Genomic DNA, 21314 nt, shown 5'->3' on the forward strand with positions numbered 1-21314 from the left:
CCGACCAGCGGACGCGTCGTTTCACCCCGACAGCGCCCCGAACGCCCCGTGCGCCAGTCGCCGCAGCAGCGATTCCGTCGCCTCCCGGCCGAGCGCCGCCAGGTGCGGCGTGGAGTTGAGCAGGCCGAAGACGGCGTGGACGGACACCCGTACCTCCGCCTCGGCGACCGCCGGGTGCAGTTCCCGTACGACCTCCACCCACAGCTCCACGTATTTGCGCTGGAGCTGCCGTACGAGCTTGCGGTCGGTCTCCCGCAGCCGGTCCAGCTCCCGGTCGTGCAGGGTGATCAGCGCCCGGTCGTCGAGGGCGAAGTCGATGTGGCCGTCGATGAGCGAGGCCAGTACGCCGTCCGGGTCGCCCGCGGCCGCGGCCACCCGGTGGCGGCCGCCGGTCAGCAGCCGCTCGCTGATCCCGACCAGCAGCTCCGCGAGCATGGCGTCCTTGCCCGCGAAATGGCGGTACAGGCCGGGGCCGCTGATGCCCACCGCGGCCCCTATCTCGTCCACGCCGACGCCGTGGAACCCGCGCTCGGCGAAGAGGCGGGCGGCCTCACTGAGGATCTGCTCGCGCCGGGTCGGGGCGGCCGCTCTGGTGCTCATGGGAATCCATTCTAGACAGGGCCGTTAGCGCTCGTTAACCTAGGCGGTACATGCGTTAACGCTCATTAACAGCGTGCACCGAGCAAGGGAGCTCGACCGATGCAGCAGGCACCAGTGCTGACGAGCGCCGCGGACCCGGCGTCCGAGGCCTGGCGGACCAACGAGGCCGCCCACCGCGAGCTCGCCGAGGGGCTGCGGTCCCGGCTCGAAGCGGCCCGGCTCGGCGGCGGCGAGAAGGCCCGCGCCCGCCACACCGCCCGCGGGAAGCTGCTCCCCCGCGACCGCGTGGACACCCTCCTGGACCCCGGGTCCCCCTTCCTGGAGCTGGCCCCGCTGGCCGCCGAGGGCATGTACGGGGGCGCGGCCCCGGCCGCCGGGGTCATCGCGGGCATCGGCCGGGTCAGCGGCCGCGAGTGCGTGATCGTCGCGAACGACGCCACCGTCAAGGGCGGCACGTACTACCCGATGACCGTCAAGAAGCACCTCCGCGCCCAGGAGGTGGCCCTGGAGAATCGTCTCCCCTGCCTCTACCTGGTCGACTCGGGCGGCGCCTTCCTGCCCATGCAGGACGAGGTCTTCCCCGACCGGGAGCACTTCGGCCGCATCTTCTACAACCAGGCCCGCATGTCGGGGGCCGGCATCCCGCAGATCGCCGCCGTCCTGGGCTCCTGCACGGCGGGCGGCGCGTACGTCCCGGCGATGAGCGACGAGGCCGTCATCGTCCGCGGCCAGGGCACGATCTTCCTCGGCGGCCCGCCGCTGGTGAAGGCCGCCACCGGCGAGGTGGTCACGGCCGAGGAGCTCGGCGGCGGCGAGGTCCACTCCCGGATCTCGGGCGTCACCGACCACCTCGCGCAGGACGACGCGCACGCGCTGCGGATCGTACGGAACATCGTGGCGACCCTGCCGGAGCGCGGGGCCCTGCCCTGGTCGGTCGAGGCGCCGGAAGAGCCGAAGGTGGACCCGTACGGGCTGTACGGCGCGGTCCCGGTCGACTCGCGCACCCCCTACGACGCCCGCGAGATCATCGCCCGGATCGTGGACGGCTCCCGCTTCCAGGAGTTCAAGTCGGAGTTCGGGCAGACGCTGGTCACCGGTTTCGCCCGGATCCACGGCCACCCGGTCGGGATCGTCGCCAACAACGGCATCCTGTTCTCCGAATCCGCCCAGAAGGGCGCGCACTTCATCGAGCTGTGCGACCAGCGCGGGATCCCGCTCCTGTTCCTCCAGAACATCTCGGGCTTCATGGTCGGCCGCGACTACGAGGCCGGCGGCATCGCCAAGCACGGCGCCAAGATGGTCACGGCCGTGGCCTGCACCCGGGTCCCGAAGCTGACCGTGGTCGTCGGCGGTTCGTACGGCGCGGGCAACTACTCGATGTGCGGCCGGGCGTACTCGCCGCGGTTCCTGTGGATGTGGCCTAACGCCAAGATCTCCGTGATGGGCGGCGAACAGGCCGCGTCCGTGCTCGCCACGGTCAAGCGGGACCAGATCGAGGGCGCCGGCCAGGAGTGGCCGCTCGAGGACGAGGAGGCCTTCAAGGCCCCGGTCCGCGCGCAGTACGAGGAGCAGGGCAACGCCTACTACGCCACCGCGCGGCTGTGGGACGACGGGGTCATCGACCCGATGGAGACCCGGCAGGTGCTGGGACTGGCCCTGACCGCGTGCGCGAACGCCCCGCTGGGCGACGCGGGCTTCGGCATCTTCCGAATGTGACGTGTGACGTGAGGACTTCTTCGATGTTCAGCACTGTTCTGGTCGCGAACCGGGGCGAGATCGCGGTCCGGGTCATCCGCACGCTGCGGGAGCTCGGGGTGCGGTCCGTGGCCGTCTTCAGCGACGCGGACGCGGACGCACGGCACGTACGGGAGGCCGACACGGCCGTCCGGATCGGCCCGGCGGCGGCCGCCGAGAGCTACCTGTCGGTGGAGCGGCTGCTCGACGCGGCGCGGCGCACGGGGGCCGAGGCCGTCCACCCGGGTTACGGCTTCCTCGCCGAGAACGCGGCGTTCGCCCAGGCCTGCGCCGACGCCGGGCTCGCCTTCATCGGGCCGCCGGCCTCGGCGATCTCCCTGATGGGCGACAAGATCCGCGCCAAGGAGACCGTGAAGGCGGCCGGGGTCCCGGTCGTGCCCGGCTCCTCGGGCAGCGGCCTGACGGACGCCGAACTGGTCGCGGCCGCCGAGAAGATCGGCATGCCGGTGCTGCTGAAGCCCTCGGCGGGCGGCGGCGGCAAGGGCATGCGGCTGGTCCGCGACGCCGGCCTGCTGGGCGAGGAGATCGCGGCGGCGCGCCGCGAAGCGCGCTCCTCGTTCGGCGACGACACGCTGCTCGTGGAGCGGTGGGTGGACCGGCCCCGGCACATCGAGATCCAGGTGCTGGCGGACGCGCACGGGAACGTGGTGCACCTGGGCGAGCGCGAGTGCTCGCTGCAGCGGCGCCACCAGAAGGTGATCGAGGAGGCCCCGTCGGTCCTGCTCACGCCGGAACTGCGGGCCTCCATGGGCGCGGCGGCGGTGGAGGCGGCGCGCTCGTGCGGGTACGTCGGCGCGGGCACGGTGGAGTTCATCGTCCCGGGCGGGGACCCGTCCTCGTACTACTTCATGGAGATGAACACCCGGCTCCAGGTGGAGCACCCGGTGACGGAGCTGATCACCGGGCTGGACCTGGTGGAACAGCAGCTGCGGGTCGCCTCCGGCGCGGCGCTGGGCTTCGAGCAGTCGCAGGTCCGGCTGACCGGGCACGCGATCGAGGCCCGCGTGTGCGCGGAGGACCCGGCGCGGGGCTTCCTGCCGTCCGGCGGTACGGTCCTGGCCCTGTCGGAGCCGAACGGGGGCTCGGTGCGCACCGACTCCGGGCTGACGGCGGGCGTGCCGGTGGGGTCGACGTACGACCCGATGCTGTCGAAGGTGATCGCGTACGGGCCGGACCGGGCCGCGGCCCTGCGGGTGCTGCGGGGTGCTCTGGCCGACACCGTGATCCTGGGTGTCCAGACCAACGCGGGGTTCCTGCGCAGGCTGCTGGCGCACCCGGACGTCGTCTCCGGGGACCTGGACACCGGGCTGGTGGAGCGGGACCTACCGTCCCTCCTCCCGGACGGGGTCCCGGACGAGGTGTACGCGGCGGCTGCGCTGCTGGTGGGCCCCCACCCCGCCCCTTCCCGAAACCCTGCCGGGGGCTCGGGGGACCGGAGCTGGGTCGACCCGTTCGACTCCGCCAACGGCTGGCGCCTCGGCGGCACCCCCGCCTGGACGGTCCGCCACTTCCGTCTCCCGGGCCAGGACCCGGTAGCGGTCCGTACCCGGCCGGCCGGGACAGGCTCGGGCACCGAGCTCCTCCTGGAGGCGGCCGGGTCTGCAGCGCAGCCTCTACCCGCACCCATCGGCGGCGCCGGCCAAAATCCGGCCCCGCCGGCGATCGAGGCGAGGGGTCCGGGGCAGAGCCCCGGGACACCGGCCCGCGGACGGATCGTCAGCCGCACCCCGGATCAGGTCACCGTCGAACTCGACGGCGTCACCCACCGGTTCAGCCACGCCCCCTCCCCGGAGGGGACCTGGCTCGGGCGCGACGGAGACAGCTGGCACGTCCAGCACCACGACCCCGTATCCGCTCACGGCGCGGCGAGCGCAGGGGCCGACACCCTGGCCGCCCCCATGCCCGGCACGGTCACCGTCGTCAAGGTGACCGTCGGCGACAAGGTGGCCGCCGGGCAGAGCCTGCTCGTCGTCGAGGCGATGAAGATGGAGCACGTCATCTCCGCCCCCCACTCCGGCACGGTCACCGAGCTGGACGTCTCCCCCGGCACGACCGTCGCCATGGACCAGGTCCTGGCCGTCGTCACCCCGGACGAGGAAGACGAGAAGGAAGAAGGGGAGGCCAAGTGAACCGGCTGCCCATGACCGTCCCGGCGCCCGGGCTGCCGGCCCGGGTCCGCATCCACGAGGTCGGCGCCCGCGACGGGCTGCAGAACGAGAAGACAGCCGTACCCACCCAGGTGAAGGCCGAGTTCATCCACCGGCTGGCCGCGGCCGGGCTGACCACCGTCGAGGCGACCAGCTTCGTGCACCCCAAGTGGGTGCCCCAACTGGCGGACGCCGAGGAACTGTTCCCGCAGCTCCGGGATCTGGCCGGGGTCCACCTCCCCGTCCTGGTCCCCAACGAGCGCGGGCTCGACCGCGCCCTGGCCCTCGGCGCGGACCGCATCGCCGTCTTCGGCTCGGCGACCGAGACCTTCGCCTCGCGCAACCTCAACCGGACCGTCGCCGAGTCCCTCGCCATGTTCGAGCCCGTCGTGGCCCGCGCCAAGGAGGGCGGGGCGCACGTCCGCGGCTACCTCTCCATGTGCTTCGGCGACCCCTGGGAGGGCGCCGTCCCGGTCCACCAGGTGGTCCGCGTGGCCAAGGCCCTGCTCGACCTGGGATGCGACGAGCTCAGCCTCGGCGACACCATCGGCGTCGCCACCCCGGGCCACGTCCAGGCCCTCCTCGACGAACTGGGCGAGGAGGGCGTGCCGACCGACCGGATCGGCGTGCACTTCCACGACACCTACGGCCAGGCCCTGTCCAACACCCTCGCCGCGCTCCAGCACGGAGTGAGCACCGTCGACGCCTCCGCAGGCGGCCTCGGCGGCTGCCCGTACGCGAAGAGCGCCACCGGCAACCTCGCCACCGAGGACCTGGTGTGGATGCTCGACGGCCTCGGCATCGAGACCGGCGTCGACCTGGCCGCCCTCACCGCCACGAGCGTGTGGATGGCCGAACAGCTGGGACGCCCCAGCCCCTCCCGTACCGTCCGCGCCCTCTCCCACAAGGAGTAACGAAGACATGTCCCTCGACCACCGGCTCACCCCCGAGCACGAGGAACTCCGCCGTACCGTCGAGGCGTTCGCGCACGACGTGATCGCCCCCAAGATCGGTGACCTGTACGAGCGGCACGAGTTCCCGTACGAGATCGTCCGCGAGATGGGCCGCATGGGCCTGTTCGGCCTGCCCTTCCCGGAGGAGTACGGCGGCATGGGCGGCGACTACCTCGCCCTCGGCATCGCCCTGGAGGAGCTGGCCCGCGTCGACTCCTCGGTCGCCATCACCCTGGAGGCGGGCGTCTCGCTCGGCGCCATGCCCCTCTACCTCTTCGGCACCGAGGAGCAGAAGCAGCAGTGGCTGCCGAAGATGTGCGCCGGCGAGGTGCTCGGCGCCTTCGGCCTGACCGAGCCGGACGGCGGCTCCGACGCCGGCGGCACCCGCACGACGGCCGTCAAGGACGGCGACGAGTGGGTGATCAACGGCTCGAAGTGCTTCATCACCAACTCCGGTACGGACATCACCGGTCTGGTCACCGTCACCGCCGTGACGGGCCGCAAGGCGGACGGCCGCCCGGAGATCTCCTCGATCATCGTGCCGTCCGGCACCCCCGGCTTCACGGTGGCCGCCCCGTACTCCAAGGTCGGCTGGAACGCGTCGGACACGCGCGAGCTGGCGTTCGACAACGTACGGGTGCCGCTGGCCAACCTGGTCGGCCAGGAGGGCCGCGGCTACGCCCAGTTCCTGCGGATCCTCGACGAGGGCCGCATCGCGATCTCGGCGCTCGCCACCGGCCTCGCGCAGGGCTGCGTGGACGAGTCGGTGAAGTACGCGAAGGAGCGCAAGGCGTTCGGCCGGCCCATCGGCGACAACCAGGCCATCCAGTTCAAGCTGGCGGACATGGAGATGCGCGCCCACATGGCGCGGATCGGCTGGCGTGACGCGGCCTCCCGCCTCGTGGCCGGGGAGCCGTTCAAGAAGGAGGCGGCGATCGCGAAGCTGTACTCCTCGACGGTCGCCGTCGACAACGCGCGCGAGGCCACCCAGATCCACGGCGGCTACGGGTTCATGAACGAGTACCCCGTGGCGCGCATGTGGCGGGACTCCAAGATCCTGGAGATCGGCGAGGGCACCAGCGAGGTGCAGCGCATGCTCATCGCCCGTGAGCTGGGCTTCGCCGGCTAGACAGCGCGGACCGCGGTACCACGAGGGGGCCCTGAGGGAACTTAGGGCCCCCTTACCGTTTTCGGCCAAGGTTAGGCTAACCTTCCCTGCGAACGGCCCAGTGGCCGCCCGGCACGCACGAAAGCGGACATAGACATGCCCAAGTCCCGTACCTCCTGCCTTTCCCGTCGCGGCCTCATCGCCGCCGGCGGCGCCCTCGGCCTCGTCGCGGCCCTCACCGCGTGCGGCGGCTCCGACTCGGCGAAGAGCGCGGCGGGCGACAAGGACAAGGGCAGTGCGACCTCGGGTGCCTGGACCTTCAAGGACGACCTCGGCAAGGACATCAGCCTCAAGGCCAAGCCGAAGAACATCGTGGCCTACACCGGCACCGCCGCCGCGCTCTACGACTACGGCGTCCAGGTCAAGGGCGTCTTCGGCCCGACCAGGACCGCCGACGGCAAGGCCGACACGACGGCCGGCTCGATGGACATCTCCAAGGTCGAGATCCTCGGCAACGTCTACGACGAGTTCAACGTCGAGAAGTACGCGGCCCTCCAGCCCGAGCTGCTGGTCACCAACACCTGGGACGGCAGCTACTGGTTCGTCCCGGAGGCCTCCAAGGACAAGATCCTGAAGCTGGCCCCGGCCGCCGCGATCGGCGTGGGCGGCAACGTCTCCCTGGACAAGGCGCTGGAGCGCACGGCCGACCTCGCCAAGTCCCTGGGCGCCGACCTGAACACCAAGCAGACCGCCGACGCCAAGGCCCGCTTCGAGTCGGCCGCCACCAAGGTCCGCGAGGCCACGAAGGCCAACCCGGGCGTCAAGGTGCTCGTCGGCTCCGGCTCCGCCGACCTGTTCTACGTCTCCACCCCGAAGACCTCGGCCGACCTGAAGTACTTCGAGACCCTCGGCGTCGAGTTCGTCACCCCGGAGCAGGACAAGCTGGACGCCGGCGGCTTCTTCGAGAGCCTCAGCTGGGAGAACGCCGGCAAGTACAAGGCCGACCTGGTCCTGCTCGACAACCGCACCGGCACCCTGCAGCCGCAGGAGCTGAAGGCCAAGCCGACCTGGACCGAGCTGCCCGCCGTCAAGGCCGGCCAGGTCGCCCCGCGCGTGACCGAGCCGATCTACTCGTACGACAAGTGCGCCCAGATCCTCGAGGACCTCGCGAAGTCCATCCAGAACGCCAAGAAGGTCAGCTGATCCTCGGCGCCCCGACCCGGCGCCGTTTCCACTGACGAGGGGGACTCTCCGCATGACCGCCACCGCATCCGGCGCCACGGCGTCCGGCGCCACCGCATCCGACACCGCCCCGGCCGCCGCCCACTTCCGGTTCTTCGCACTCGAAGTGCTCCGCACGCGCCGGCTCGGGCACTCGTTCCTGCGGGTCACGTTCGGCGGGGAGTCCCTGTCGGGCTTCCGCTCGGGCGGCTACGACCAGAGCCTCTCGCTCTTCCTGCCGCCCGCCCACCAGGAGCACACCGTGCTCCCGTCCACGGACGAGGACACCTGGTTCGCGGCCTGGCGCGCCATGCCGGACGAGGAACGGCCGGTGATGCGCTCGTACACCGTGCGCGAGCAGCGCCGTACGCCCGGGGGCGCCGACGAGGTCGACATCGACTTCGTGCTCCACGGGGACGCGTCCCCCGCGTCGCAGTGGGCCGGGCGGGCGGTGACCGGCCGCCGGATCATGGCGATCGGCCCGGCCGTCGCGGAGAACAAGTCCGTACGGTTCCAGCCGCCGGCCGGCACCGACGCACTGCTCATGTACGCGGACGAGACCGCGCTCCCCGCGGCCGCCGCGATCCTGGACCGGCTCCCCGCCGGGACCCGGGTCGCCGCGTGGTTCGAGGTGCCGCACGCCGACGACCGGCTCGCGCTGCCGACGCTCGCCGACGCGGACATCACCTGGATCGTGCGGGAGCGCGGCGCGGGCAAGGAGCGCACCGAGCGCGTGCTGGAGGCGCTCCGGGCGGCCGAACTGCCGGTGGCCGAAGCTCCGTACGCCTGGCTCGCGGGCGAGGCCGGCACGATCCGGGCGGTCCGCCGGCATGTCGTGCAGGAACGTTCCATCGACCGGCGGGCCGTGCGCTTCACCGGTTACTGGCGTCTCGGTGCGAGCGAGGAGGAACTCCTCGCCGAGGCGTACGCGGGCCAGGCGGCCAGCGAGGAACCCTCGTCCGAGCTGTAGCAACTCCCGCTTCCTCCACCCCTTTTCAGCGATGGGCCCCGGTTTCGGCCGGGGCCCATCGCTTTTTTGGCTCGAAGGTTAGGTTAGGCTAACCTAAGAATCACCTTCCCCACCCGCCGCTTTCCTGCCCGGAGGAACGTTGATGCGCTCGCATCTGCTGAATGAGACGACCGCGGACCTGTACCGGCGCGCCGTCACCGAAGGCGTCGAGCGCGTCGCTGCCAAACTCGCGACCACAGAACGGCCCCACAGCGGCATATCCGTCGACGAACTCGCCCCGGTCATCGACGGGATCGACCTGGACCGGCCCCTCGAAGACCCGGCCGCCGTCCTCGACGAGCTGGAAGAGGTCTACCTGCGCGACGCGGTGTACTTCCACCACCCGCGCTACCTGGGCCACCTCAACTGCCCGGTCGTCATCCCCGCCGTCCTCGGCGAGGCCGTCCTCTCGGCCGTCAACTCCTCCCTGGACACCTGGGACCAGTCCATCGGCGGCACGCTCATCGAGCGCCGCCTCGTCGACTGGACCGCGCAGCGCATCGGCCTCGGCCCGGAGGCGGACGGCATCTTCACCTCCGGCGGCAGCCAGTCCAACTTCCACGCACTGCTGCTGGCCCGCGACGAGGCCTGCCGCAAGGTCATGCAGAGCGGCGAGGGGGCGCCGGCGAAGTCCGAGGTCCTGCCCAAGCTGCGCATCTTCACCTCCGAGGCCAGCCACTTCAGCGTCAAGAAGTCGGCCGCCATGCTCGGGCTCGGCTACGAGGCCGTCATCGCCGTCCCGGTCGACCGGAACCGCCGCATGGACACCTCCGTGCTCGCCCTCGAGCTGGAGAACTGCGCCGCCGAGGGCCTGTTCCCGATGGCCGTCGTCGCCACCGCCGGCACCACCGACTTCGGGTCCATCGACCCGCTCCCCGAGATCGCCCGCCTGGCCGCCGAGCACTCCGTGTGGATGCACGTGGACGCCGCGTACGGCTGCGGACTGCTGATCTCCCCCACCCGCCGGCACCTGCTCGACGGCATCGAACGGGCCGACTCGGTCACCGTCGACTACCACAAGTCGTTCTTCCAGCCGGTCAGTTCCAGCGCGATGCTGGTCCGCGACCGCGACACCCTGGGGCACGCCACGTACCACGCGGACTACCTCAACCCCCGCCGCATGGTGCAGGAGCGGATCCCGAACCAGGTCGACAAGTCCATCCAGACCACGCGCCGCTTCGACGCGCTCAAGCTCTGGATGACCCTGCGCACCATGGGCGCCGACGGCCTCGGCTCGCTCTTCGACGAGGTCATCGACCTGGCCGCGGCCGGCTGGGACGTCATCGACGCCGACCCCCGCTTCGAGGTCGTCGTGAGGCCCCAGATCTCCACCCTGGTCTTCCGCTACGTGCCCCGCCCCGAGGGCGCCGACGTCCGCAAGGACCTCGTCGACGAGGCCAACCTGCACGCCCGCAAGGCGCTGTTCGCCTCCGGCGAGGCGGTCGTCGCCGGCACCAAGGTGGACGGCGACCAGTACCTGAAGTTCACCCTCCTCAACCCGCAGACCACGACGGCCGACATCGCGGCCGTCCTCGACCTCCTCGCGTCCCACGCCGAGCAGTACCTGGGAGAATCCCTTGTCCACGCCTCGTGAGCCCCGCCGGCCGTTCGACTTCATCGGTATCGGCCTCGGTCCCTTCAACCTGGGACTCGCCTGCCTGACCGCTCCGATCGACGAGCTCGACGGCCTCTTCATCGAGACGAAGCCGCACTTCGAGTGGCACGCCGGGATGTTCCTGGACGGCGCGCACCTGCAGACGCCGTTCATGTCGGACCTGGTCACGCTGGCCGACCCGACCTCGCCCTTCTCGTTCCTGAACTACCTGAAGGACAAGGACCGGCTGTACTCGTTCTACATCCGGGAGAACTTCTACCCGCTGCGGACCGAGTACAACGACTACTGCCGCTGGGCCGCCGACCGCCTCGACAACGTGCAGTACTCCACCTCCGTCACGGAGGTCACGTACGACGAGCAGGCCGGACTGTACGAGGTCCACACCGACCGCGGCGAGACCCACCTGGCCCGCCGCCTGGTCCTGGGCACGGGAACCCCGCCGTTCGTCCCGCAGGCCTGCGCCGGTCTCGGCGGCGACTTCACGCACAACTCCGCGTACGTGCAGAACAAGGCGGAGCTCCAGCAGAAGAAGTCGATCACGCTGGTGGGCTCCGGCCAGAGCGCGGCGGAGATCTACCACGACCTGCTCTCCGAGATCGACGTGCACGGCTACCGGCTCAACTGGGTGACCCGCTCCCCGCGGTTCTTCCCGCTGGAGTACACGAAGCTGACCCTGGAGATGACCTCCCCGGAGTACGTGGACTACTTCCACGCCCTGCCCGAGGAGACCCGCTACCGGCTCGAGCACCAGCAGAAGAACCTCTTCAAGGGCATCGACGGCGAACTCGTCGACGCCATCTTCGACCTGCTCTACCAGAAGAAGGTCACCTCGCCGGGCCCGGTCCCGACCACCCTGCTGACCAACACCTCGCTGAACTCGGCGGCGTACGACACCACCACGGGCACGTACACCCTCGGGCTGCGCCAGGAGGAGCAGGAGCGCGACTTCTCCCTCGCCACCGAGGGCCTGATCCTCGCGACGGGCTACAAGTACACGCTCCCGGAGTTCCTGGACCCCGTCCGCGAGCGGCTCTCCTTCGACGGCCACGGCCGCCCCGACGCCGCCCGCAACTACAGCATCGACGTGACCGGCCGCGGGGTCTTCCTGCAGAACGGCACGGTCCACAACCACTCCATCACCTCGCCCGACCTGGGCATGGCCGCGTACCGCAACGCGTACATCATCGGAGAGCTCCTCGGCCGCGAGTACTACAAGGTCGAGAAGTCCATCGCGTTCCAGCAGTTCGCCGCCCCGGAAGGCCCGCACGCATGAGCACCACCGAAATCCTCTACGGCCGGGTCGACGCGGACCTCGGGACCTTCTCCGTGAGGCCGCTGGACCCCTTCGCCGACGCGGAGCTGCTGCACGGCTGGATCACCCACCCGAAGGCCTCGTTCTGGATGATGCAGGACGCCTCGCTGCCGGACGTCGAGCGCGAGTACATGCGGATCGCCGCCCACGCGCACCACCAGGCCTTCATCGGCCTGCACGAGGGCCGCCCGGCCTTCCTGATGGAGACGTACGACCCGGGCGAGCTGGAGCTCGTCGGCCTGTACGACGCCCTGCCCGGCGACGTCGGCATGCACTTCCTCGTCGCCCCGAGCGACACCCCGCTGCACGGCTTCACCCGCGCCGTCATCACCACGGTGATGGCCGCGGTCTTCGCCGACCCGGCCACCGAGCGCGTCGTGGTCGAGCCGGACGTCGCCAACACCGCCGTGCACGCCCTGAACGAGGCCGTCGGCTTCGTACCGGAGCGGCAGGTCACCAAGCCGGAGAAGGAAGCCCTGCTGAGCTTCTGCACCCGCGCGCAGTTCGAGGCGGCCACCGGCCTGACGGGAGCCTCCGTATGAGCCTCGCCGACGCGATCTCGCACCTCTCCCCCGAACTGTGGGCCCGCGCGAACCGCGCCCTGGTCCGCAAGGCCCTGGCGGAGTTCTCGCACGAGCGCCTGCTGACCCCGAAGCCGCTCGGCGACTCGGCGTACTCGGTCCTGAGCGACGACGGCACGGTGGAGTACCGCTTCACCGCGGCCCTCCACGCCCTGGACCACTGGGCGGTCGACGAGGCCTCCGTCACCCGCCACCGGGACGGCGCCGAGCTGCCCCTGGACGCGATCGACTTCCACATCGAGCTGAAGGACGCCCTCGGGCTGAGCGCCGAGGTCCTGCCGGTGTACCTGGAGGAGATCTCCTCCACCCTGGCGGGCGCGGGCTTCAAGTACACGAAGCCCGAGGTCCCGGCCGCCGTCCTGGCGAAGTCCTCCTTCCAGGACATCGAGACCGGCATGACCGAGGGCCACCCCTGCTTCGTCGCCAACAACGGCCGGCTCGGCTTCGGCGTGCACGAATACCTCTCGTACGCCCCGGAGACGGCGAGCCCCGTCCACCTGGTGTGGGTGGCGGCCCGCAAGGACGTCTCGACGTTCACGGCCGGCTCCGGCCTGGACCACGACTCGTTCCTGCGCGACGAGCTGGGCGAGGCCGCCGTCGCCGGGTTCGGGGCCAAGCTGTCCGCCATGGGCCTGGACCCGGCGGACTACCACTTCCTGCCCGTCCACCCCTGGCAGTGGTGGAACAAGACCACGGTCACCTTCGCGGCCGAGATCGCGAACCGCCGTCTGGTGCTGCTCGGCGAGGGTGAGGACGCGTACCTGGCCCAGCAGTCGATCCGTACGTTCTTCAACACCACGACGCCGACGAAGCACTACGTGAAGACCGCCATCTCGGTCCTCAACATGGGCTTCATGCGCGGCCTGTCGGCGGCCTACATGGAGGCCACCCCGGCGATCAACGACTGGCTGCACCGGCTGATCGAGGGCGACGAGGTCCTGCGGTCGGTGGACTTCTCGATCATCCGCGAGCGCGCGGCCATCGGCTACCACCACCGCCAGTACGAGCGCGCCACGGACCGCTACTCGCCGTACCGCAAGATGCTGGCCGCCCTGTGGCGCGAGTCCCCGGTCGGCCACCTCCGGGAGGGCGAGCGCCTGGCCACGATGGCCTCGCTGCTGCACGTCGACTCCGAGGGCAGGTCCTTCGTCGGCGCGCTGATCGAGGAGTCGGGCCTCACCCCGTCGCAGTGGCTGGAGCCGTACCTGAAGGCCTACCTCCTTCCGCTCCTGCACTGCTTCTACCAGTACGACCTCGCGTACATGCCGCACGGCGAGAACACCATCCTCGTCATCGAGAACGGCGTGGTGAAGCGGGCGATCTTCAAGGACATCGCCGAGGAGATCGTGGTCATGGACCCCGACGCGGTGCTCCCGCCGGCCGTCGAGCGGGTCAGGGCCGACGTCCCGGAGGACATGAAGCTCCTGTCGATCTTCACGGACGTGTTCGACTGCTTCTTCCGCTTCCTGGGCTCGATCCTCGCCACGGAGGGCATCTGCGAGGAGGACACCTTCTGGAGGGCGGTCGCGGACTGCGGCCACGCCTACCAGGAGTCGATGCCGCAGCTGGCGGAGCGCTTCGAGCGCTACGACCTGTTCGCCGAGGAGTTCCAGCTGTCCTGCCTGAACCGGCTCCAGCTGCGCAACAACAAGCAGATGGTGGACCTCTCCGACCCGGCGGCCGCCCTCCAGCTGATCGGCACCCTCAAGAACCCCGTCGCGCCCTACGCATCGCGGCGGTGATCAAGGGGGTGGGTGCGCCGCCGAATACGGTCCCTCGCCGGCGCACCCGCCCTCTTTTGCCGAGGCACGTCCCCTGTTCCGGGCTACGGCCAGGGGACGTCCGGAGCCCGGTGGTACGTGATGCCCTGGGCGTCCAGCCTCGGGCCCTGGGCCGCCACGCGCTGCCGGTACTCGGTCCAGTTCCGCGGGCCCGGGCTCCAGCCCAGTTCCGCCAGGCCCAGCACCCGCGGGAAGGCCATGAACTCCAGGTCGGACCGGGTCGAGATCGTCTCGGTCCACAGCGGCGCCTCGACGCCGAGGACCGCCGACTGCGGGACCCCGGCCGCGGCCAGGTACGTCCCCGGGTCCCAGTCGTAGGCCCTGCGCACCGGGACGAAGCCCGCCCAGGCCAGTCCCGGCTTCGTCGTCAGGTCGTACTTCATGTCCAGGTACAGCCGGTCCGCCGGCGACAGGACCAGCGGGTGGCCCGCCTTCGCCGCCGCGGCCACCGCCGTCTTCTCGGCGGCCGCCGTCCTGTCGTGGCCCCAGTACTGGAGCACCGCCCCCGGCGCCGGGCGGGCCGTCGCCAGCTGGTGCCAGGCCACCACCGTCTTGCCGTGGCGGCCCACCACCTGCTGGGCCCGGTCCATGAACGCCGCGTAGTCCGCCGCCGGCGTCGAGAGCGCCTCGTCACCGCCGATGTGCAGGTAGCGGCCCGGCGTCAGCTCCGCCAGCTCGCCGAGCACCTCGTCGATGAACTCGTACGTCCGCTCCTTGCCGACGCACAGCGAGCTGAAGCCGACCTTGATCCCGGTGTAGCGCTCGCGCGCCTTCCCGTCGCAGTTCAGCTCCGCGTACGAGGCCAGGGCCGCGTTCACGTGCCCCGGCATGTCGATCTCCGGGACCACGTCCACGTACCGCTCCGCCGCGTACGCCACGAGGTCGCGGTACTGGTCCTTCGTCCAGTACCCGCCCGGCCCGCCGCCGACCTCGCTGCCGCCCCCGTACTCCGCCAGCCGCGGCCAGGAGTCGATCGCGATCCGCCAGCCCTGGTCGTCGGTCAGGTGCAGGTGCAGCGTGTTGACCTTGTACTGGGCGAGCTGGTCGACGTACCGCTTGACCTGCTCGGCCGTGAAGTGGTGGCGGGCGATGTCGAGCATGGCGCCCCGGTACGCGAAGCGGGGTGCGTCGGTGATCTCGCCGCCGGGCACCGTGCCCGGACCGGCCACCGGCAGCAGCTGCCGCAGCGTCTGCCCCGCGTGGAAGAGCCCCGCCGGGGTCCGGGCGGTCAGCGTGACCCCGCCCGGTCCGGACTCCAGCCGGTACCCCTCGTCGCCGACGCCCTCGGCCGCCGCGTCCAGGCGCAGCCGGATCCCGTCGCCGTCGGCCCCGTCGACCACCGGCAGCGGAAGCCCGGCGGGGCCCCGGAGCTGTTGCGCGAGGAGCTCGCCGACCCGGCGGACCTCCTCCTCGCCGCCGCCCGTGCCGGTACGGATGACCGTGCCCGCCCCGACGGCGTACCCGGGGCCTTCGGCGCGTGCGGATGCGGGAGCCGGCAGGAGCTGTTCGTAGGGGGCGAGGAGGGCGGGGCGCTCGTCCCCGGGTCTGGCGTCGCCGCCGGGGGACGTGGCGCAGGAGACGGCCGCGCCGAGGACGAGGAGGGTGCCGAGCGTGCGTCGCAGGACTCTCATAGGGCAGGTATAGGCCAACTGGCGTGCTGTGGCCGGTGCGAGAATCGATGGATGGCGGAAATCATCCAGAAGGACGGCACGTGGACCTTCGACGGGGACGCGGTGCGCATCGTGCCCGGCCGCGACAAGGGGGTGGGGCTGCTGCGCCAGACGCTGGGCGAAGTGGTCGTGCCGCTGCGCGCGCTCGCCGGGGTCAGTTACGAACCGGGCCGCAAGACGGGCCGGTTGAGGCTGAAGCTGCGTGACGGCGCCGACCCGCTGCTCCAGGTGACGGGCGGGCGGCTGCCGGAGGCCTCCGACCCGTACCGGCTGACCGTGGAGGCGGACCGGACGGGGGTGGCGGAGTACTTCGTGGACGAGGTCCGCAATGCGCTGCTGCTGGACCAGGTGGACCCGGGCCCGGCGGACGTGTACCTGCTGCCGGGGCCGGCCGTGCCGATCACGGTGGCCGCGGGGGACGGGACGGTGGCCTTCGACGGGGACCGGGTGGCGCTGGACTGGAACTGGACGACGGAGGAGGCCAAGAGCTCCGGCGGTCCGCGCGAGTTCCGGGTCGCGGACCTGCGGGCGGTGGAATGGTCCCCCTCGAAGGGGCTGGACAACGGATGGATCCGGTTCACGCTGGCGGGCGCCCCGGCGGCTCCGGCGCCCAAGTACGACCCGTACACGGTGGAACTGTTCGGTTTCAAGAAGGACCCGCTGATGGCGCTGGTCGCGGCGGCCGTGGCGGTGCGGATGCCCCATCCCCGCGGTGCCTCCGAGCCGGCCGAGGCCGCCACGGTCCGGTCCGCGGCGCCGGTGCCGGAGCTCGCCGCCTCGGCCCCCGAGCCGAGCGCCCCCGAGGACCACGACGCGCTGCTGCGCCGGCTGCGCGAGCTCGGCGATCTGCATCACGGGGGCATCCTCACGGCGGAGGAGTTCGCCGCAGCCAAGCAGGCCATTTTGCGTCGTTTCTAACCGTTTGGTGAGTGGATTTACGCATTCCGCTGGTCTGGACCAGATGGATCCTGCCCGATTCCGGGCAGGATCTTTGCGTTCCCGGCCGAGGCCCGTCAGTATCTACGAGTGCTCGACCGCCGCCCGTCTCATGACGATCTTGTCGACCACCTGGTGCGCAGCACCGCGCTGCAGCGCGGCGAGGCCGCCCGGGTGGTGCTCGACGTCCTCGCGTACTTCGACGAGACGACCGAGGAATTCGTGCGCCGCCGCCACCGGGAGCTCCAGTCCGGCGGCGCGGTCAACGCGGAGATCTTCGAACGGATCGCGGCCGAGCTGCCGCACCGCGCCGTGGCGCCGCCGGAGCTCTCGCTCCGGCAGCTGCGCCGCATCGTCTACGGCTGAGCGACAGGGCCTGCCGACGGCAGGGCGCGGCGACAACAGCGGCAAGGGCAACCGAACTTCAGGAGGGGCAAGACTTTATGTGCGGAATCGTGGGTTACATCGGCAAGCGTGACGTGGCACCGCTGCTGCTGGAAGGCCTGCAGCGACTGGAGTACCGCGGATACGACTCCGCGGGCATCGTCGTCAACAGCCCGAAGTCCCCCGCGCTGAAGGTGGTCAAGGCCAAGGGCCGTGTCCGCGAGCTGGAGTCCCGGGTGCCCAAGCGCTTCGCCGGCACCTCCGGTATCGCCCACACCCGCTGGGCCACCCACGGCGCGCCGAGCGACATCAACTCCCACCCGCACCTCGACGCCGACAACAAGGTCGCGGTCGTCCACAACGGCATCGTCGACAACGCCGCCGAGCTCCGCGCCAAGCTGGAGGCCGAGGGCGTCGTCTTCGTCTCGGAGACCGACACCGAGGTCATCGTGCACCTCGTCGCCCGCTCCCAGGCGGACACCCTCGAGGAGAAGGTCCGCGAGGCCGTCAAGCTCATCGAGGGCACCTACGGCATCGCCGTCATGCACGCCGACTTCGCCGACCGCATCGTGGTGGCCCGCAACGGCTCCCCCGTCATCCTCGGCATCGGCGAGAAGGAGATGCTCGTCGCCTCCGACGTCGCCGCGCTCATCGCCCACACCCGCCAGGTCGTCACCCTGAACGACGGCGAGATGGCCACCCTCAAGGCCGACGACTTCCGCACCTACACCACCAGCGGGACGACGACCAACGCCACGCCGGAGACCGTGGAGTGGGAGGCCGCCTCGTACGACATGGGCGGCCACGACACGTACATGCACAAGGAGATCTCCGAGCAGCCCGACGCGGTCGACCGCGTGCTGCGCGGCCGGATCGACGACCGCTTCAACACCGTGCACCTGGGCGGCCTGAACCTGGACCCGCGCGAGGCGCGCGGCATCCGCCGGGTCAAGATCCTGGGCTGCGGCACCTCGTACCACGCGGGCCTGATCGGCGCCGGTCTCATCGAGAGCATGGCCCGCATCCCCGCGGACGCCGAGCCGGCCTCGGAGTTCCGCTACCGCAACCCGGTCGTGGACCCCGACACGCTCTACATCGCCGTCTCCCAGTCGGGTGAGACGTACGACGTGCTCGCCGCCGTGCAGGAGCTCAAGCGCAAGGGCGCCCGCGTCCTCGGCGTCGTCAACGTGGTGGGCTCCGCGATCGCCCGCGAGGCCGACGGCGGCGTGTACGTGCACGCCGGTCCCGAGGTCTGCGTCGTCTCCACCAAGTGCTTCACCAACACGGTCGTGGCCTTCGCGCTGCTCGCCGTGCACCTGGGCCGGATCCGGGACCTGTCGGTCACCGACGGCAAGCGGATCATCGAGGGCCTGCGCAAGCTGCCCGCGCAGATCCAGGAGATCCTCGAGGGCGAAGAGGACATCAAGAAGCTCGCGGCCGAGTACGCCGAGGCCAAGTCGATGATGTTCATCGGCCGGGTCCGCGGCTACCCGGTGGCGCTGGAGGCCTCCCTCAAGCTGAAGGAGATCTCCTACATCCACGCCGAGGCCTACCCGGCCTCCGAGCTCAAGCACGGCCCGCTCGCGCTCATCGAGCCGGCGATGCCGACGGTCGCGATCGTCCCGGACGACGACCTGCTGGAGAAGAACCGCGCGGCGCTGGAGGAGATCAAGGCCCGCAGCGGCCGGATCCTCGCGGTCGCCCACCGCGAGCAGGAGAAGGCCGACCACACCATCCTCGTGCCCAAGAACGAGGACGAGCTGGACCCGATCCTGATGGGCATCCCGCTCCAGCTGCTGGCGTACCACACGGCCCTGGCCCTGGGCCGGGACATCGACAAGCCGCGCAACCTGGCGAAGTCGGTCACCGTCGAGTAGTCGCACCGCGCATGCGCAACGGCCCCCGGGGATTTCCCCGGGGGCCGTTGCGCATGCTTCCGCTTCCGTGCTTCCGCTCCCGTACGCCGGCCGCCCCGGCCGGCCGTACTCAGCCCGCGGCGACCGCGCCGCTGCCGGAGGCCTTGCCCAGTGCGGTGGGCCAGTGGGCCAGCGCCGCGGTGGCGCCGTACCAGAACAGCAGCCCGGAGACCGCGGCCACCCATCCGGCAGCCTTGGCGAGCCCGCCGCTGTCGGCGAAGGAGCCGACCGCGAGGAGCAGCAGGGAGAGGGTGAGCAGGGCGTACGTGCCCTGACCGAACAGTCCGCTCGAGGCACTGACCGTGAGGGTCAGCGCGAGCAGGGCGAAGAGGACCAGGAACAGTCCGGCGGCGTGTGCCGAAACCTTTCCGTCCGCCCCCGAGGCCCAGGTGAACCAGAAGGCGCCGAGGCCCGCGTACGCCGTGCCGTTGAAGCCGTTGCCGCCGCGGAACTCGAGGATTCCGAGGACGAACAGGGCGAGACCGCCGACGTAGGTCGCGAGTGACACGGAGTTGGCCGCGGACACGCCGCTGACGATGCCCGTGTGGCCGATACCGAATGCGAGAAGGGTGAGACCCAGGGCTATGTTCCCGAGGGTCGAAGTCGAGGCCGTGCTTCCCGCAGAGACACCATTGTCCACGGCGGGCTCCCTTCGATCTGCAGTTGTTTGCTGCGTCCCAGCAGCACTTATCTACCCTTTACATTGGGGTTCACAACCGCACAACCGACGTACAGCGGGTTACGGAATGACAACAACCGGTCGCTGGGCGCGCTTGGCCAGCCGGCCCGCCACGGACCCGAAGATCCGGCCCACGATCCCGTGCGTGGAGCCGACCACGATGGCGTCCGCCGAGTACTCCCGGCCGACCTCCTCCAGCTCGTGGCAGATGTCCCCGCCCCGCTCGACCAGGATCCACGGCACCTCGGCCAGATAGTCCGCGCAGGCGAGCTCCAGCCCCAGCACCTCGGTGCGGTGGTCCGGTACGTCCACGAAGACGGGCGGCTCGCAGCCGGCCCACACGGTGGTGGGCAGCCGGTTGGCCACGTGCACGATGATCAGGCCGGATCCGGACCGGCGGGCCATCCCGATCGCGTACGCCAGGGCGCGCTCACTGGACGTGGAGCCGTCGAACCCCACCACGACCCCGTGCCGGAAGGCCGGGTCGCGGGGATGACGTGCCTGTTCCGCCGCGCGCAGGTCGCTCGACGCGTGATCGGCGAGGGGTTTGCGCTTGCGGTCCGCGGGTTCGGGGAATTCGTGACCGGCCATGGATGTCTCGGCGAAGGGGTCCTCGGGGGAAGGGACAGGGCAACGGGGCGACAATGGGCGGAAGCGACGATTGAAAAAATGACGACTCAGGGTGACGGAGCTCTGTCCGGGAAGTATCTTCCCAAGCCCATACCCACCAGGGTACGGCGACACTCCTGTCCTGCACAGGGCATGCCGCCCTTGGAGAGCGTCCCAGGGAGCATGCCGGAGTGAGGGCTCCTTGGCAATGTCCGCTGCCCCCTACAGCCAGTGACGAGCGGCGGCACGTGCCACCCGTGCGCGCAGTGACCGAGCGCCGCCGCGCAGCGTTGGACAGGCGTCCGACCGTCCAGGAAGAGCCCGCAGGGAGCACGCCGTGCCCGGCCATCCGGTCCACCCCGTCCAGCCCGCTCAGCCGACCCACTCCGTCCGCTCCGTCCGCTCCGTCCGGACCGCGCAGCACGCCGACACCACCGCTGCCGCGCATTTCACCCCCGCCGCCGTTCACCCGTCCGTGCGCCCCGGCAGGCGCCCCCATGACGACCCCGCGGGTGACGTGGTGCGCTGGGCCGCCTTCAGCTGCCTGCTCGTGCCCGTGGTCCTCGTCGTCTACGGGACCTCCTTCGACGGGGCCGCCGTCGCGACCCTCGGGCTGGCCGCCGTCACGGCCGCGTGCCGGGCGATGCTGCGGTACTCGGAGAAGGCGGAGCGGGCCGCCCTCGTCCTCGCCGAGGACCGGCTGGCGCCGGGCGGACACCGCCGGCGTGCGCGCGCCGTGGCCGGCGCCGGGAGCCGTGCGCACCGCGGCTGCCACACGTCTGGTGGAATCTCCCCTGAGGACTGACTGATTCGCACACCCACACCCGCATGTTTTCAGCCAACTTCCCGGCACAGTGGCGTTCTTGCCGGAATGCCCCGTCAACCCCCCTACCACCAGCGACTACACCGCCAGGGTGGCTCCGAGACCCTATGGGTACTGGCCATGGCCGGACGGCGAGCTTCCCACTCCGGTAGCGGAGTGGAACGCTTCCTGATCGAATGCTTTTCGCCAAGTTGCCAAGTCGACATAGCGCTGCG

Annotated in this window: 18 protein-coding genes; 14 read left to right on the forward strand and 4 right to left on the reverse strand. The window is 70.9% G+C overall.

Translation table 11 applies throughout. The annotated features are described in order from the left end of the window. Positions 1 to 21 precede the first annotated feature (21 nt). Complete coding sequence (locus ACFYXK_RS04425; protein WP_383513326.1) at positions 22 to 600, reverse strand: TetR/AcrR family transcriptional regulator; 579 nt, start codon at positions 598 to 600, stop codon at positions 22 to 24. A gap of 99 nt (positions 601 to 699) precedes the next feature. Here ACFYXK_RS04425 and ACFYXK_RS04430 point away from each other — a divergent pair, with 99 nt between their 5' ends. The 10 genes from ACFYXK_RS04430 to ACFYXK_RS04475 all read left to right on the forward strand — a co-directional run bounded on the left by ACFYXK_RS04430 (position 700) and on the right by ACFYXK_RS04475 (position 14043). Continuing rightward, entirely contained in the window at positions 700 to 2316 is a 1617-nt protein-coding gene (locus tag ACFYXK_RS04430) for a carboxyl transferase domain-containing protein (RefSeq protein ID WP_389409753.1), read from the forward strand. A 23-nt stretch (positions 2317 to 2339) separates the two neighbouring features. Next, positions 2340 to 4484 (forward strand): biotin carboxylase N-terminal domain-containing protein, encoded by a 2145-nt coding sequence (locus ACFYXK_RS04435; RefSeq protein ID WP_389409754.1) that lies wholly within the window; start codon positions 2340 to 2342, stop codon positions 4482 to 4484. An 11-nt stretch (positions 4485 to 4495) separates the two neighbouring features. Further along, on the forward strand, positions 4496 to 5416 hold the full coding sequence (locus tag ACFYXK_RS04440; protein ID WP_389409852.1) for a hydroxymethylglutaryl-CoA lyase: 921 nt from the start codon (positions 4496 to 4498) through the stop codon (positions 5414 to 5416). Between the two features lie 7 nt (positions 5417 to 5423). Further along, positions 5424 to 6584 carry an acyl-CoA dehydrogenase family protein gene (locus ACFYXK_RS04445; RefSeq protein ID WP_389409755.1) on the forward strand — a complete coding sequence of 387 codons (1161 nt, stop codon included), beginning with the start codon at positions 5424 to 5426 and terminating at the stop codon, positions 6582 to 6584. Between the two features lie 135 nt (positions 6585 to 6719). Further along, a complete protein-coding gene (locus ACFYXK_RS04450; RefSeq protein WP_389409756.1) occupies positions 6720 to 7766 on the forward strand; it encodes an ABC transporter substrate-binding protein in 1047 nt (348 codons plus the stop codon). A gap of 52 nt (positions 7767 to 7818) precedes the next feature. Next, positions 7819 to 8754, forward strand: coding sequence for a siderophore-interacting protein (locus tag ACFYXK_RS04455; protein WP_389409757.1), 936 nt, complete (start codon positions 7819 to 7821; stop codon positions 8752 to 8754). A 142-nt stretch (positions 8755 to 8896) separates the two neighbouring features. Beyond that, the gene (locus tag ACFYXK_RS04460) at positions 8897 to 10387 is read left to right on the forward strand and encodes a pyridoxal phosphate-dependent decarboxylase family protein (RefSeq protein WP_389409758.1); all 1491 of its coding nucleotides are present in this window, start codon (positions 8897 to 8899) and stop codon (positions 10385 to 10387) included. Then, a complete protein-coding gene (locus ACFYXK_RS04465; RefSeq protein WP_389409759.1) occupies positions 10371 to 11681 on the forward strand; it encodes a lysine N(6)-hydroxylase/L-ornithine N(5)-oxygenase family protein in 1311 nt (436 codons plus the stop codon). The genes ACFYXK_RS04460 and ACFYXK_RS04465 overlap by 17 nt, the downstream gene beginning before the upstream one ends. Next, positions 11678 to 12262, forward strand: coding sequence for a GNAT family N-acetyltransferase (locus ACFYXK_RS04470; RefSeq protein WP_389409760.1), 585 nt, complete (start codon positions 11678 to 11680; stop codon positions 12260 to 12262). Before ACFYXK_RS04465 ends, ACFYXK_RS04470 begins: the two co-directional genes overlap by 4 nt. Then, positions 12259 to 14043 (forward strand): IucA/IucC family protein, encoded by a 1785-nt coding sequence (locus ACFYXK_RS04475; protein ID WP_389409761.1) that lies wholly within the window; start codon positions 12259 to 12261, stop codon positions 14041 to 14043. The genes ACFYXK_RS04470 and ACFYXK_RS04475 overlap by 4 nt, the downstream gene beginning before the upstream one ends. Before the next feature lie 83 nt (positions 14044 to 14126). Here the strand turns inward: ACFYXK_RS04475 and ACFYXK_RS04480 are convergent, their stop codons facing one another. Beyond that, positions 14127 to 15713 carry a beta-N-acetylhexosaminidase gene (locus ACFYXK_RS04480; protein ID WP_389409762.1) on the reverse strand — a complete coding sequence of 529 codons (1587 nt, stop codon included), beginning with the start codon at positions 15711 to 15713 and terminating at the stop codon, positions 14127 to 14129. A 51-nt stretch (positions 15714 to 15764) separates the two neighbouring features. On the opposite strand from ACFYXK_RS04480, the gene ACFYXK_RS04485 reads away from it, so the two are divergent. From ACFYXK_RS04485 to glmS, 3 genes are all read left to right on the forward strand, one after another. Beyond that, on the forward strand, positions 15765 to 16670 hold the full coding sequence (locus tag ACFYXK_RS04485) for a DUF4429 domain-containing protein (RefSeq protein ID WP_383513345.1): 906 nt from the start codon (positions 15765 to 15767) through the stop codon (positions 16668 to 16670). Between the two features lie 108 nt (positions 16671 to 16778). Next, positions 16779 to 17054 carry a hypothetical protein gene (locus ACFYXK_RS04490; protein ID WP_030008735.1) on the forward strand — a complete coding sequence of 92 codons (276 nt, stop codon included), beginning with the start codon at positions 16779 to 16781 and terminating at the stop codon, positions 17052 to 17054. 77 nt (positions 17055 to 17131) lie between these two features. Then, complete coding sequence (gene glmS / locus ACFYXK_RS04495; RefSeq protein ID WP_389409763.1) at positions 17132 to 18949, forward strand: glutamine--fructose-6-phosphate transaminase (isomerizing); 1818 nt, start codon at positions 17132 to 17134, stop codon at positions 18947 to 18949. 109 nt (positions 18950 to 19058) lie between these two features. Here the strand turns inward: glmS and ACFYXK_RS04500 are convergent, their stop codons facing one another. Together ACFYXK_RS04500 and ACFYXK_RS04505 are read right to left on the reverse strand one after the other, a co-directional pair. After that, complete coding sequence (locus ACFYXK_RS04500; RefSeq protein ID WP_383513350.1) at positions 19059 to 19628, reverse strand: GPR1/FUN34/YaaH family transporter; 570 nt, start codon at positions 19626 to 19628, stop codon at positions 19059 to 19061. Positions 19629 to 19727: 99 nt separating this feature from the next. Further along, a complete protein-coding gene (locus ACFYXK_RS04505) occupies positions 19728 to 20258 on the reverse strand; it encodes a universal stress protein (RefSeq protein WP_389409764.1) in 531 nt (176 codons plus the stop codon). A gap of 355 nt (positions 20259 to 20613) precedes the next feature. On the opposite strand from ACFYXK_RS04505, the gene ACFYXK_RS04510 reads away from it, so the two are divergent. Continuing rightward, entirely contained in the window at positions 20614 to 21081 is a 468-nt protein-coding gene (locus tag ACFYXK_RS04510; protein WP_389409765.1) for a hypothetical protein, read from the forward strand. Positions 21082 to 21314 lie beyond the last annotated feature (233 nt).

The organism is Streptomyces sp. NPDC002209 (genome assembly GCF_042890265.1).
Lineage (GTDB): Bacteria > Actinomycetota > Actinomycetes > Streptomycetales > Streptomycetaceae > Streptomyces.